Raw genomic sequence first — 12,718 nt, forward strand, 5'->3', positions numbered from 1 at the left:
AGGCCACCGGACCGACCTAGCGTCGCTGGAAACCCCTCTCAACGACGAGAAGGACTCCCCCATGCGCAAGCTCGCCTTCGCCGGACTCGCCGCGATCACCGCCGCCGTGCTCACCACCGTCGGGGTGGCGAGCGCCGACCCGCCACCGTCGTCCCTGGTCCAGGTCTCGAACTTCGGCGCCAACCCCGGCGCCCTCGCGATGTATACCTACACGCCGTCCGGGCTCGAAACCGGCCGCCCGGTCGTCGTCGCCCTGCACGGCTGCACGCAGAGCGCGTCGGACTACTACGCCCACTCGGGCTGGCCCCAGCTGGCCGACAAGTGGCGGTTCGAGGTCGTGTTCCCCCAGCAGTCGACGTCCAACAATTCGCTCAAGTGCTTCAACTGGTTCTCCACCGCCGACGACACCCGGGGCAACGGCGAGGCCGCGTCCGTCAAGTCCATGGTGGACAAGGCGATCGCCGACCACGGCTCGGACCGCTCGCGCGTGTACGTCACCGGCTTGTCGGCGGGCGGCGGCATGACGGCGGACCTGCTCGCCGCCTACCCGGACGTCTTCGCAGGCGGCGGCATCAACGCCGGGCTCCCCGCGCAGTGCGCCACGAGCGTCACCCAGGCGACGAACTGCCAGCAGAACAACCAGAACCTGACGCCGGCGCAGTGGGCCTCGAAGGTCAAGGCCCAGTACCCCGGCTACAGCGGGCCGTGGCCGCGCGTCGCGATCTGGCAGGGCACCGGCGACTACACGGTCTACCCGGTCAACGGCACCGAGCTGCGCGACCAGTGGACCGCGGTGCACGGCGTCTCCCAGACCCCGACGAGCACCCAGTCCCTGCCCGGCGGCACGACGTTGACGAACTACGCCGACAAGGTTCAGCTGTACTCGATCGCCGGCATGGGCCACGGCACGGCCGTCGACCCGGGCACGGGCGCGACGCAGTGCGGCAGCACCGGCGCGTACTTCCTCGCGGGCATCTGCTCCAGCTACTACACGGGTGTGTTCTGGGGGCTGGACAAGGGATCCGGCGGCACCACGACCACGCCGCCGACGACCACGACCACGACGTCCACCCAGCCGCCGGGCACCTGCGTGAACGCCAGCAACTACGCCCACACGCAGGCGGGCCGCGCGCACCAGAGCGCCGGCCAGGTCTACGCGAACGGCTCCAACCAGGCCATGGGCCTGTGGAACACCTTCACCACGCACGCCCTGCGCGAAACGTCCCCTGGCTACTGGGTCCTCGCCGACGGGCAGTGCTAGAGGAAGATCGGGAAGGGGTTGAGGTCTTCGTACGCGGTCGGCTCGGCCAGGCGGCCGAGCCGCACCGGCACGTCGTAGAGCCGGCCGGGTGCGAACCGCGCCCAGAACCCCCGCATGCCCGGCACGATCACCTTGACCACGGGCAGGCCGATGTCGGGACGCGTCTGGTCGAGCACGAACACCTCCAGCCCGGCGTGCTCCAGTTTTCCTTGCACCAGCTGAAGATCCGCCAGCAGGTCGGCCGAGTACGCGTAGCCGTGGTCCGCCGGTCCGACCGCCCGCCCCGCCGGATCGGGCAGGAGGTACGGGTGCCCGGCCACCGCGGCGTCGCGCAGCCACCGGGCCGCGTCCGGGTCGTCGCCGCCGTCCCACCCGTCGAGGACGGGGGGCATCATCTGGTTCAGCTCGGTCAGCGCGCGCCGCAGGGCGACGGCCGGGTCGAGGTGGGCGCCGAAGCCCAGCATGATCCGCTCGTACGGCCCGTCGACGCACCGGGACAGCGCGGCGAAGACGGGTACCCCGATGTCGGACGTCACGTCCAGCGCCCAGACCTCGCGGCCCAGCCCCGCGTACGCCTCGCGAAGCTCGCCGATCCAGGGATCACCGAACGCGTCGAGGTCGACGCCCGGCTGACGGGTGCGGTTGTACCACCACAGCGCCACGGCGTCGCGCTCCACGACCTCCAGCATCCCTTGCAGCGCCGCGTCTTCGAGCGTGCTTCCCGCGGCGTTGCCGTTGGAGTCGGCGAACAAGGACACCGGCCCCGGTTCGGCGGGCACCCCGAAGTACAGCATCGCGGTCGGGAACAACCGGTGCTCGCCGCGGGTGAGCGACCACACCGGCGTCCAGTCCTGCTCGGCGTCGTCGTCGAACGGGTCGCAGACGAACTGGAACGGGCCGTGGCTCCCGTTTTCGTGCGCCCGGCCGGGGTACTGGCGCTCGTGGAAAAGCTGGCAGGTGTCGGGGTGCACCGCCGCGTCGCCCAGCGAGCGGAAACTGGCCCGCACGCGTTCTTCGTCGCCGTCGTAGTGGCCGCTGTGCCGTTCGAGGGCCTCGCACAGCGCTCCCACCTCGGCCTGGACCGGGGTGACGCCCTTTCCGCCGTTCTGGCTCCGCAACGCCGTGCGCAGCCGGTCGGCACCGCGGCGGCCCAGCGCGATGTTGGGCCCGGAGCGGTAGGAGGCGAACAGGGCCGGACCGCGCGTGTCGCGCCGCAGCTCCTTGACGACGCCGGTCAGCGGGCTGACGAGGTGCCGGTAGGTCCCGAGCACCTGCTCCGGCGGCACCGCGCGGTGCCCGCCGCCCGCGGTGTCGGTCTTCGTCCTGGGTGCCAGGCGCACGGGCCGGCGGGTCCGCTCGCGCACCAGCTCCGGGTTCCCGCAGGAGGCGCACTGCGGACGGGCGCGGACCTCGTGCCGTTCCCCGGTCAGGTCGCTGCTGTCGAACGTCCACAGTGCACGTTGGCCGGGATTTCGCTGTCCCGCCACCCATTTGACCGCTTCCAAGGCGACGAGGTTCACCGCGACGGCGGCCAGCGGGGCGAGCGTGGCCTCCGGGCGCGGTAGCGGCCCCGGCAGGCCGAGGGTGTCCCGGACGTGCGCTTCGGCGGGCCGGTTACCCCACAGCCGCGTGGCCAGGCAGTGCCAGCAGGGCCCGTCTCCCGGGGTGAAGAACGGACCGATCGACAGCCGCGCCCCGGCCGGCTTGGCGAGCAGCCAGGGCCGCCCGGCCGCCCGCTGTCGTGCGTCCACTTCGGACAGACGGGCCTCGAGGTAGTCCTGGCACAGCACGACGGAGAGGTCCGCGTCCTCGGCTCGCTCGACCACCGTGAGCCCCGACGCGCGCAGGGCTTCCGCCGCGGCCGGCGCGGAAGCCGTGCCGGCCAGTGCGACGCGGCCGCGCGCGACGGCGGCCGTCGCGGCTTCGCCGTCGCCGCCGATGGCGTCCCAGTAAGCCAGCGCCGGCCGATCCGCCGCGGAACCGGCCGCGGAGCGCAGGCCGACCACCTGCGTCTTCGCGAGGTGGGCCAGCAGGCCGGCGGCTTGCTCGGCGGGGACGTCCTCGGGCAGCTCGCGGCGCACCGCGGTGAAGTCCCGGGTGCCGTCCAGCAGCGGGACCAGTGACTCCAGGTGCGGACCGCGCAGGGCCGCGGCCTCGTCTTCGGACAGCACGTACACCGCGTCGCCGGGCACCACCGCGACGCTCAGGTGGCGCTTGAACCCGACGAGCGGCCGGGGCGGTTCGGTCACCCGTGGATCGCGGCCACCGGCGCCGGGTGCTCGACGCGGCAGATGCACCGGGTCGAGAACACCGGCGGCTCGGCTTGGCACATGCACTCCGGGGCCGGGTGTTCCAGCCGGCAGGGGCTGACCGACGGCCGCACCGGGTCGTTCCCGCCGAAGCCCGCCGCCGTTGCGCAGAGCCGCGAACCGCCGGATCCGGTCACCGCCCGGCCGTCCAGCCGGTCGACCGTCAACTCCGCCGACCCGGCCGGCCCGGCGCCGAACGCCGTCTGGAGCGCGCGCGTGAATTCGTCCACGAGATCCCCCTCGATGTCGTTTCCGGCAACTCCCATCGTGCCCAGTTCCGCGAGCACTTCACCAGGGCCAGATGGAGGCAATCACGTCAGCAGCCCGGTGAGCAGCACCGCGGTCAGCCGCCGCGCCGACTCGCCCGTCCGCGCCGATGTCAGGGCGGTCAACGCGAGCCGGACGTCGTCGACCGTCACCCCGGGCCGCAGGACGCCGTCGTTACCGGCTCGCTCGACCAGCCGCTCGAACGCCGAAGCGTGCGCGTGGCGCCGTCCCGCGAACTCCGGCCCGGCGAGGACACCGGTCAGCCCCGGCTCCTCGGCGCGCCACTCGCCGAAGCGGTGGAACGTGCGGGTCAGCGCGCGGCGGCTGTTCGGGTCGGCGAGCGCGGCCCGCAGCTGCCGCTCACAGCGGTCCACCTGGCCGTCGAGCACGGCCGCGAGGAGGTCGGCGCGGGACGGGAAGTGCCGGTGGACGGTCGCCGTCGCCAGGCCCGCGCGCCGCGCGATCTCCCGCACCGGCAGGTCCGGGCCGTGGCGCGCGAACGCCGTGTGCGCGACCGCGACGAGGTGCCGGCGGTTGTGTTCGGCGTCCACCCGGCGTTTCCGAGTCGGTTCGTCGGCCACGGTTCTCACTTCCCGTTCGGCTCCGGTGATCTTTCCTAGCGTAGGCGCGGTCAGCCTGTCCGATGTGGAGGAGTGATCGTGTTCGCAACCCGGTTCGAGCGGTTCGGGCCGCCGGAAGTCCTGGCGGCAGGCGAACTCCCGGAGCCGCACGCCGGTCCCGGCGAGGTGCGGATCCGCGTCCGGACGGCCGGGGTTTCCCCGGTGGACCTCGCGATCCGAGCCGGGAAGTCGCGGTCGCCGATCGCCTTGCCGCACATCCCCGGCGTCGACGCGGCCGGTGTCGTGGACGAAGCCGGCCCGGGAGCCGACGTCGGCGACGAGGTGTTCGGCGCGGTCGACGTCGCCCGGCTCGGCGGGGCGACCGCCGAGTTCGCCGTGCTCGCCTTCTGGGCGCCCAAGCCGCCGTCGATGCCGTGGGCGCAGGCCGGGGCGGCGGCCTCCGGGATCGAGACGGCGACCCGCGCGCTCGACCTCCTCGACGTCCGGGACGGCATGACCCTGCTGGTCGACGGCGCGTCCGGCGGCGTCGGCAGTCTCGTCGTGGGCTTGGCGCTCGCGCGGGGCGCGCGGGTGCTCGGGACGGGCGGCGACCTGGAGTTCGTCGAAAGCCTGGGTGCGACGCCGGTTCCGTACGGTCCCGGCCTGCCCGCCCGGGTGTCCGGGGTCGACGCGGCCCTTGACGTCGCCGGGAAGGGGTCGCTGCCGGAACTGGTCGAGCTGACCGGGACGCCGTCGTCGGTCGTCACGCTCGCCGACTTCAGCGGACCCTCCCACGGCGTTCGCGTCTCGGTCGGCGCCTTGGCCGGCGAACCGGACGGGCGCCACGGCCTCGCCATCGCGGCCCGGCTCTTCGAGGAAGGCCGGTTCCGCGTGCCCGTCGAGGCGGTCTTCACCGACGCGGCCGCCGCGCACGCCGCCGCCGAACGCGGGCCGAGGCGGGGAAAGCTCGTCGTGAAGGTCAGCGAGTAGACGCCCGGACCGTCGTCGTCCACTCCGCCGGCCGGTCGGGCACCCGCGAGCCGAGCGCGATCAGGGCGCAGTCCCGGCCCTGCTCGAACAGCGACTGCGCGACGGTGGTGAGCCCGGCGCGGCCGGCGTCGGGGTCGTCGTCCCACCCGGCGACCGCCAGGTCTTCGGGCACCCGCAGGCCGCGGCGGCGGGCGGCGTCGAGGACGGCGAACGCGAGCTGGTCGCTCATGCCGATCACCGCGTCGGGCTCGGTGTCGAGGAGCGCTTCGGCCTGCTTCGCGGCTTCGTCACGGTCGTTGCGGGCGACGACGGCCACCGGCAAGCCGCCGGGGTCGCCGAGGTGGTCGTAGATGCCCAGAAGCCGTTCGCGCGTAACGGGGAAGGCGATGGTTTCCGCCGCGGGCGCGGTTTCCAGCCGGGGACGGCGGTCGCGGTCGAAGGGGAAGCTGAGCACGGCGGGCCGGCGCGCCCCGGCGAAGGCGCGCTCGGCGAGTTCTCGCGCGGACGCCCGGTTGTCGATGCTGACGACCCGCGCCCCGGCGAACGCGGGGCCGCCGTGGATCGCGACGGGCTTGCCGAGCCCGCTCACGACGTCGAGCACGGGATCGCCGTCGACGGTCGTCCACACGATGTAGCCGTCGACCGACGCCGACCGGACGCGCTCGACGTCGTCCTCCGCGCCGGTCGTCGGGATCAGGTTGAGGCCGCTGCCGCGCTCCCGGCAGACCTCGGCGACGCCGGCGAGGAACCGACGGGCCTGCGGGTCTTCGAAGGCGTACGCGAGGTGTTCGCCGAGCACGACGCCGATGGCGCCGTTGTGCCGGCGGCGCAGCGACCGCGCGGTGGGGTCCGGCCCGCGGTAACCCAGCTCGGAGGCGACCTCAAGGACGCGGCGCAGTGTCTCGGGCGCGACGCGGTCGGGCTGGTTGTAGCAGTACGACACGGTCATCGCCGAGACCCCGCACCGGCGCGCGACGTCGGCCATCGTCGGTCTGGACATCGCCCCACCCTAGCTGTGTATCGTTAAACAATGCTCGTCGAACCCCGGACCCGGCTGGCACTGGGAGCGCTCAGCGCCGCCTGTTTCGTGTCTGTGACCTCGGAGAACCTGCCCGTGGCGCTGCTGCCGCAGCTCGCGTCCGGGCTGGGGGTGAGCGACTCCGCGGTCGGGCTCCTGATGACCGGGTACGCGCTGGTCGTGGCGGTCTCGGTGGTGCCGCTGGTCGCGCTGACGTCCCGCTGGGACCGCCGGACGACGGCGCTGGTCACGCTGGGCATGGTCGTGGTGTCCAACGTGGTGCTGGCGGTCGCGCCGAACTACGGCGTCGCGATCGCGGCCCGGCTGGTGGCGGCCGCGGGCCACGGCGTGTTCTGGTCGGTGGTCGCGTCGATGGCCGCCCGGCTGCTCGGGCCCGGCCGGGGCGGCCGCGCGACGGCGGTGGTGTTCGCGGGCAACTCGCTGGCGTTCCTGTTCGGGCTGTCGGTGAGTTCGTGGCTCGGCACGACCTTCGGCTGGCGGCTCGCGGTCCTGGTGGTGGCGGCGGTCGCGGCGGTGACGGCGCTGGTCATCCGCGTGACGGTCGTCCCGATGCCCGCCGTCGCCCCCGCGTCCGGCTCCCGGATCGCCGTCGACCGCGCGCAGTTCCCGGTCAACGTGACGACGTTGCTGGTCGTGACGGGGCACTTCGCGGCGTTCACGTACATCACGGCGATCATCGCGCGGTACGTCCACCTGACCGGGCCGTCGACGTCGGCATTGCTCTTCGCTCACGGCTTGGCGGGCTTGCTCGGCCTGGTCCTGATCGGCAGGCACATCGACCACCACCCGCGCGCGACGGCGCTGGTCACGACGGCCGGCCTAGCGGTCTGCATGCTGGCGCTGCTGGTGTCCCCGGGCCCGGTGGTCGCGGGGACGGCGATCGTGGCGTGGGCCGGACCGGCGGCGGGGATCGGGGTGGTGCTGCAGGCGGCGGTGCTGCGGGTGGCGAAGGACCGGCCGGACCTGGCGTCGGCGGTGTACATCGTGGCGTTCCAGATCGGCATCGCGCTGGGCGCCGCGCTGGGTGGACTGGGCTTGGACCACGGGATGTTGCCGCTGGCGGTGCTCATCGCGACAGTGGGTGGCCTGACGTCGGCACTCGTGGTGTGGCGGTCGAAGGCGTTCGCCTCAACCGCCTAACCGGTGCACCCGCAGGGCCAGCTGAATTTCCAGCGCCCGATCCGGGGCCTGCCAGTCTTCCCCCAGCAGCGACGCCACCCGCTCCAGCCGCTGCACCACCGTGTTCACGTGGACGTGCAGCACGTCCTTCGTCCGCGCCAGCTGCGACCCGCTCGCGAAGTACGCCCGCAGCGTCGCCACCAGCTCGGTCCCGCGCCGCGCGTCGTAGTCCAGCACCGGCCCCAGCGTCTGCCGGACGAACCCGTCCAGGTCCGCGTGGTCCCCCAGCAGCTGCCCGAGGAACCCCAGCCCCGCCATCGCCGCGCCCTCGCCGGTGCGGCCCAGCGCCAGCAACGCCCGGACGCACCGCGCCGCTTCGCCGTGCGCCGACGCGATCGCCGACGGGCCGCTCGCCGGGCCCGCCGCCCCCACCGTCACCGGGCGGCCGGTCGCCGCACCGAGGTCGGCCGCGACGCGGCGGGCCAGCTCGTCCGGGTCGCCCGCACCCAGCAGGACGACCTCTTCGGCATGGACGCCCACCAGCGTCGCGTGCCGGGCGGCCGCGCTCGCCAGACGTCGTCGCGAACCGCCGTCCGCGTGCGCCACCAACACCGCGTGCGGCGCCGACAGATCGATCCCCAACCGACGGCCCCGCGCGAGCAGCGCCCGCGGATTGCGGTCCGGCGCGGTGAGCAGGTCGGTCAGCAGCTCACCGCGGACCTCGTCCTCCGCCCGGACCACCGACCGCCGCAGCATCAGCAGCAGCGCCGTCACGACGCCGGCGCGTTCGAACAGCCGCCGGTCGGGGTCGCTGAGCCCGTCGGGACCCGTCAGCACCAGGCTGCCGAGCAGTTCGGGACCGGCCTGGACACCGCACACCCAGCTGTCCTTTGTGGACACGGCCCGGCCGGCGGTGCGGGCCGCGAACAGCGCGTCCGGATCGAGCGGCGCGGGGTAAGCCGAACTGGCCAGGAGTGTGCCGTCGGCGTCGTACACCGTGAGGTCGCCGTGCAGCACCCCGGCGACGGCCGCCGCGACGTCCGGCAGGTCGCCGCCGCGCAGCACCAGGTCGGTCAGCCGGTCGTGGGCGTCCTGGGCGCGTTCCATCGCCTCGGTGTGCGCGCGGATGGTCGCGTTGGCCTCGTTCAGCTCGGCGACGGCCCGGCGCGTCTGGTCCAGGAGGTTCGCGCTGTCCAGGGCGATCGCCGCGTGGTCGGCCAGCGAGGACAGCAGCGCCACCTCGTCCGGGCTGAACTCCCGCGTCGCGCGGTCGGACGCGAACAGCACGCCCAGCACCTTCGGCCCGATGGCCAGCGGGACGCCGAGGATCGCGGTCAGGCCCTCGTCCTTGACGCCGGAGTCGATGTGCCGCGTGTGCTTGAACCGCTCGTCGTTGAAGTAGTCCGCCGTCGCGTACGGCCGCGCGGTCTGCGCGACGAGCCCGCCGAGCCCCTCCCCCATGCCCAGCACGATCTGCTGGAACTCCGCCGACACCGACCCGTCGCTGACCCGCACGTACGTCTTGTTCTCGGCCTCGCGGTTGAGCGACAGGTACGACACGTCGACGTTCAGCAGCGCCCGCGCCCGCCGGACGATCGACCGCAGCACGGTGTCCGGATCGGACAGTGCGGCCAGCTCGCTCGCGGTGTCGAACAGCGCGCCGAGCTGGGCCTCGCGGCGCCGGTGCTCGGCGAGGGTCTCGCGGATCCGCAGCGCCAGCTCGCCCGCGCTGGCGAGGGCGGCCAGGTCGGCCGCGCCGAGCGTGCCCTCGGCGCGGGCGGCCACGACGACGTGCGCCAGCTGCTCGCTGCTCGCCCCGGAGGCGAGCAGGTCGAGCAGCCGGCGCAGCGCGTCGGAAGGTGCGGTCACGGCCGTCATGCTAGGGCGAAACGGCCGCCGTCTCCGCCTGGACGTCGTCGTCGTGCAGCGATTCGCCGCGCGTCTCGCGGGCCGACAGCAGCGCGATCACCGTGAGCACGCACATCGCGGCGACGTACAGCGACACCGGCACGGTGCTGCCCCACGCGGAGAACAGCGCGACGGCGATCAGCGGAGCGACGGCACCCGCGGCGATCGACGACAGCTGCCCGCCGACCGACAGGCCCGTGTAGCGCACCCGCGTCGGGAACTGCTCGGCGAAGAACGCGGCCTGCGGGCCGTACATCGCGCCGTGCAGCACCAGCCCGACGGTCGCGGCCAGCACGATCACCGGCGACGACTTCGTGTCCAGCAGCGCGAAGAACGCGAAGCCCCACAAGGCCATCCCGATCGCGCCGAACAGGTAGACCGGGCGGCGGCCGACGCGGTCGGACAGCGCGCCCCACAGCGGGATCGTCACGAAGTGCACGGCCGAGCCGATCAGCACCGCGGTCAGGCCGACGCCCTTCGGCAGGTGCAGCCCGGTCGTGACGTACACGAGGATGAACGCGGTGATCACGTAGTACGAGACGTTCTCCGCCATCCGCGCGCCGATCGTGATCAGCACCTGGCGCCAGCTGTCGCGGAAGACCTCGACGACGGGCACGTGCTTTTCGGTGCGGCTCTCGGCCTGCTTCTGCGCGGCCAGGAACACCGGCGACTCCGAGACGGCCAGCCGGATCCACAGCCCGATCAGCAGCAGCACGCCCGAGAGCAGGAACGGGACGCGCCAGCCCCACGACATGAACGTCGCATCGGACTGCGTGGCCGAAAGGATCGCCAGGACGGCCGTCGCGAGGAGGTTCCCGCCGGGCGCGCCGCACTGCGGCCAGCTCGCCCAGAACCCGCGACGGCGGTCGTCGCCGTGCTCGGAGACGATCAGGACCGCCCCGCCCCACTCGCCACCCAGCGCGAAGCCCTGCACCAGGCGAAGCAGCGTGAGGAGCAGAGGCGCCGCGACGCCCGCGGACGCGTACGTCGGCAGGACGCCCATCAGGCACGTCGACCCGCCCATCAGCACCAGGCTGACGATCAGCAGCTTCTTGCGGCCGAGCCGGTCGCCGAAGTGGCCGAAGACGAGGCCGCCGATCGGGCGGGCCAGGAACCCGACGGCGTAGGTCAGGAACGCCAGCAGCGTGCCGGTCAGCGGGTCCGCCGTCGGGAAGAACAGCTTGTTGAAGACGAGGGCGGCGGCCGAGGTGTAGAGGAAGAAGTCGTACCACTCGATGGTGGTGCCGATCAGGCTCGCGCCGACGATCTTGGCGATCGCCGACCGGTGGGGTTGGCTCACTGCGGGCTCCACTTCCTTGTGGTTTGGCGGGTTCTTGGACGGCGGTTCCAGGCGGCGGCTTAATGCGGCGGCTTTTATGCGGCTGTCCAGCCGCCGTCGAGCGGGATGGACGCCCCGGTGACGTGGCCGGCGTGCGGCGAGCACAGCCACGTCACCAGGGAAGCGACGTCGTCGGTTTCGATGAGCTTCTTGATGGCGGCGCGCTTGAGGAGGACTTCGGAGACGACGTCCTCGCGCGGGATGTCGTGCTCGGCGGCCTGCGCGTCGATCTGGTTGTCGACCAGCGGCGTGCGGACGTACCCGGGATTCACGCAGTTGCTGGTGACACCGTGCGCGGCCCCTTCGAGGGCGGCGACCTTCGAGAGGCCTTCGAGCCCGTGTTTGGCGGCGACGTACGCGGCTTTGTAGGGCGAGGCCCGCAGCCCGTGGACGCTCGACATGTTGACGATCCGCCCCCAGCCCCGCGCGTACATCGACGGCAGGACGTGCCGGATCAGCAGGAAGGGAGCGGTGACCATGAGGGACTGGATGCGCGTGAAGACGTCCGGCGGAAAGTCTTCGAGCGGCGCGACGTGCTGGATCCCGGCGTTGTTGACCAGGATGTCGACCTCGGCGGGCAAGGCGTCGATCGTCGAGGGATCGGTGAGATCGGCGGCGTGCGCCCAACCCCCGACTTCAGTGGCGGCGGCTTCGGCGCGGTCCCGGTCCAAGTCGACGACGCGCACCTTCGCCCCGGCCGCGGCGAGAGCCCGGACGCAGGCCAGGCCGATGCCCGAGGCCCCGCCGGTGACGAGGGCGGTGCGCCCGTCCAGATCGCTGGTCATGGACGGGAACGGTAAGCGTGCCCCGGGTCGCGGGCTATGTGCGCGGGAGCTACAGCTCGCGAAGATCCGATGGGGTCGAGCGACATAGGCCGATCACGAAGGCATCCCACGATCGGGTGGAGATTTCGAGGGTGCCGCCGGCGCGGTCCTTGGTGTCGCGGATTTTTGCCGCAGGTCCGAGCGCGACCTCGACGCAATTGTCCTCACCTGAGAAGCGGGAAGTCCGCCACTCACCCATCCGAGCCTCCGAGTTCGGCGATCACCTCCCCGATGAGCGCGCAGCTCTCCTGCTCACTCAGGGCCAGCGCCGCCAAGGTCTGGGCGGCCGACCGGTAGTCGGCCACCTGATCGGCAGCGTAGAGGTAGGCACTCGACCGGTACTGCTCGATGAAGACGATCGGCGGCAGGTTCGGGAACCCGAGGATCACGTACGGCCCGCACAGCCCGGGGTGAAACCCCGGGCTGTGCGGCAGGACCTGCAGCGAAACGTTGCTCCGCCGGGAGAAGGTGCGCAGGAAGCGAAGCTGCTCGACCATCACCGCCGGTTCGATGAAGTCGGGCCGCAGCACCGCCTCCCCGACCACCGCCCGGAACTCCGCAGGCCACGGGTTGGTCAGCAGGCCCCGCCGGGTCTCCCGGGCCAAGGCCAGCCGCTCGATCTCCGCGCCGACCACCCCGAAGCCGGCCAGCACTGTCCGCGCGTAGTCCGGAGTCTGGAGCAGCCCGGGGACCAGCGCCGGTTCCCACCCGAACAACTCGTTCGCTTCCCGCTCGTACTGCACATACGTGCCGGGCTTCAGCGAAACGCCGGGCATCACCTTCTCGAGCCAGCTCACCTCGGCTGCGTTCTTGGCGAGGTCCAGGAGCCGGGCCCGCTCCCGCGGCTCCACGACCAGCACCCCCATCAGCAGCCCCACCTGCTCCACCTTGGGAATCCGCTTCCCGTACTCCCAATTGGACAGTTCCTGCGGAAGCACATCGATCAACCTCGCCAGCTCGCGCACGCCGAGGTTCCGAGCCGTCCGGCAAGTCCTGAGCCCGAAGCCGAGCGCTCTCGCCCGGGGTGTCGCGAAGGGTGTCGCCATGAGCGCATTCTGTCACCGGGGTCCGACATTTCCCGCGCCCGCTCATCGGCTGGTGT

At 72.8% G+C, this 12,718-nt stretch carries 12 protein-coding genes; 3 read left to right on the plus strand and 9 right to left on the minus strand.

The features are described 5' to 3' along the window. Nucleotides 1-61 precede the first annotated feature (61 nt). The gene (locus ACIQWX_RS48775) at nt 62-1,261 is read left to right on the plus strand and encodes an alpha/beta hydrolase family esterase (RefSeq protein WP_400886712.1); all 1,200 of its coding nucleotides are present in this window, start codon (nt 62-64) and stop codon (nt 1,259-1,261) included. Here ACIQWX_RS48775 and ACIQWX_RS48780 read toward each other — a convergent pair. From ACIQWX_RS48780 to ACIQWX_RS48790, 3 genes are all read right to left on the minus strand, one after another. After that, on the minus strand, nt 1,258-3,510 hold the full coding sequence (locus tag ACIQWX_RS48780; RefSeq protein ID WP_400886715.1) for a TOMM precursor leader peptide-binding protein: 2,253 nt from the start codon (nt 3,508-3,510) through the stop codon (nt 1,258-1,260). The genes ACIQWX_RS48775 and ACIQWX_RS48780 overlap by 4 nt on opposite strands. Continuing rightward, the gene (locus tag ACIQWX_RS48785; RefSeq protein WP_400886716.1) at nt 3,507-3,800 is read right to left on the minus strand and encodes a hypothetical protein; all 294 of its coding nucleotides are present in this window, start codon (nt 3,798-3,800) and stop codon (nt 3,507-3,509) included. Before ACIQWX_RS48785 ends, ACIQWX_RS48780 begins: the two co-directional genes overlap by 4 nt. Nucleotides 3,801-3,881: 81 nt before the next feature. Next, nucleotides 3,882-4,418: a TetR/AcrR family transcriptional regulator gene (locus ACIQWX_RS48790; RefSeq protein ID WP_400886719.1), complete on the minus strand. Its 537-nt coding sequence runs from the start codon at nt 4,416-4,418 to the stop codon at nt 3,882-3,884. A gap of 78 nt (nt 4,419-4,496) precedes the next feature. On the opposite strand from ACIQWX_RS48790, the gene ACIQWX_RS48795 reads away from it, so the two are divergent. After that, a complete protein-coding gene (locus ACIQWX_RS48795; protein ID WP_400886720.1) occupies nt 4,497-5,387 on the plus strand; it encodes an NADP-dependent oxidoreductase in 891 nt (296 codons plus the stop codon). Here the strand turns inward: ACIQWX_RS48795 and ACIQWX_RS48800 are convergent. Continuing rightward, complete coding sequence (locus tag ACIQWX_RS48800; protein WP_400886722.1) at nt 5,377-6,387, minus strand: LacI family DNA-binding transcriptional regulator; 1,011 nt, start codon at nt 6,385-6,387, stop codon at nt 5,377-5,379. The two genes, ACIQWX_RS48795 and ACIQWX_RS48800, sit on opposite strands and share 11 nt — an antisense overlap. Before the next feature lie 30 nt (nt 6,388-6,417). On the opposite strand from ACIQWX_RS48800, the gene ACIQWX_RS48805 reads away from it, so the two are divergent. Further along, entirely contained in the window at nt 6,418-7,566 is a 1,149-nt protein-coding gene (locus ACIQWX_RS48805; RefSeq protein ID WP_400886724.1) for an MFS transporter, read from the plus strand. On the opposite strand, the gene ACIQWX_RS48810 is transcribed toward ACIQWX_RS48805, so the two are convergent. From ACIQWX_RS48810 to ACIQWX_RS48830, 5 genes are all read right to left on the minus strand, one after another. After that, the gene (locus ACIQWX_RS48810; protein ID WP_400886726.1) at nt 7,555-9,423 is read right to left on the minus strand and encodes a helix-turn-helix domain-containing protein; all 1,869 of its coding nucleotides are present in this window, start codon (nt 9,421-9,423) and stop codon (nt 7,555-7,557) included. The genes ACIQWX_RS48805 and ACIQWX_RS48810 overlap by 12 nt on opposite strands. Before the next feature lies 1 nt (nt 9,424). Then, nucleotides 9,425-10,753 carry an MFS transporter gene (locus tag ACIQWX_RS48815; RefSeq protein WP_400886729.1) on the minus strand — a complete coding sequence of 443 codons (1,329 nt, stop codon included), beginning with the start codon at nt 10,751-10,753 and terminating at the stop codon, nt 9,425-9,427. A 74-nt stretch (nt 10,754-10,827) separates the two neighbouring features. Then, the gene (locus tag ACIQWX_RS48820) at nt 10,828-11,577 is read right to left on the minus strand and encodes a 3-hydroxybutyrate dehydrogenase (RefSeq protein ID WP_400886732.1); all 750 of its coding nucleotides are present in this window, start codon (nt 11,575-11,577) and stop codon (nt 10,828-10,830) included. A gap of 49 nt (nt 11,578-11,626) precedes the next feature. Then, on the minus strand, nt 11,627-11,815 hold the full coding sequence (locus tag ACIQWX_RS48825) for a DUF397 domain-containing protein (RefSeq protein ID WP_400886734.1): 189 nt from the start codon (nt 11,813-11,815) through the stop codon (nt 11,627-11,629). After that, nucleotides 11,808-12,662 (minus strand): helix-turn-helix transcriptional regulator, encoded by an 855-nt coding sequence (locus ACIQWX_RS48830; protein ID WP_400886737.1) that lies wholly within the window; start codon nt 12,660-12,662, stop codon nt 11,808-11,810. The genes ACIQWX_RS48825 and ACIQWX_RS48830 overlap by 8 nt, the downstream gene beginning before the upstream one ends. Nucleotides 12,663-12,718 lie beyond the last annotated feature (56 nt).

The sequence above is a fragment of the Amycolatopsis sp. NPDC098790 genome (genome assembly GCF_044759945.1).
In the GTDB taxonomy this organism is placed as follows: Bacteria; Actinomycetota; Actinomycetes; order Mycobacteriales; family Pseudonocardiaceae; genus Amycolatopsis.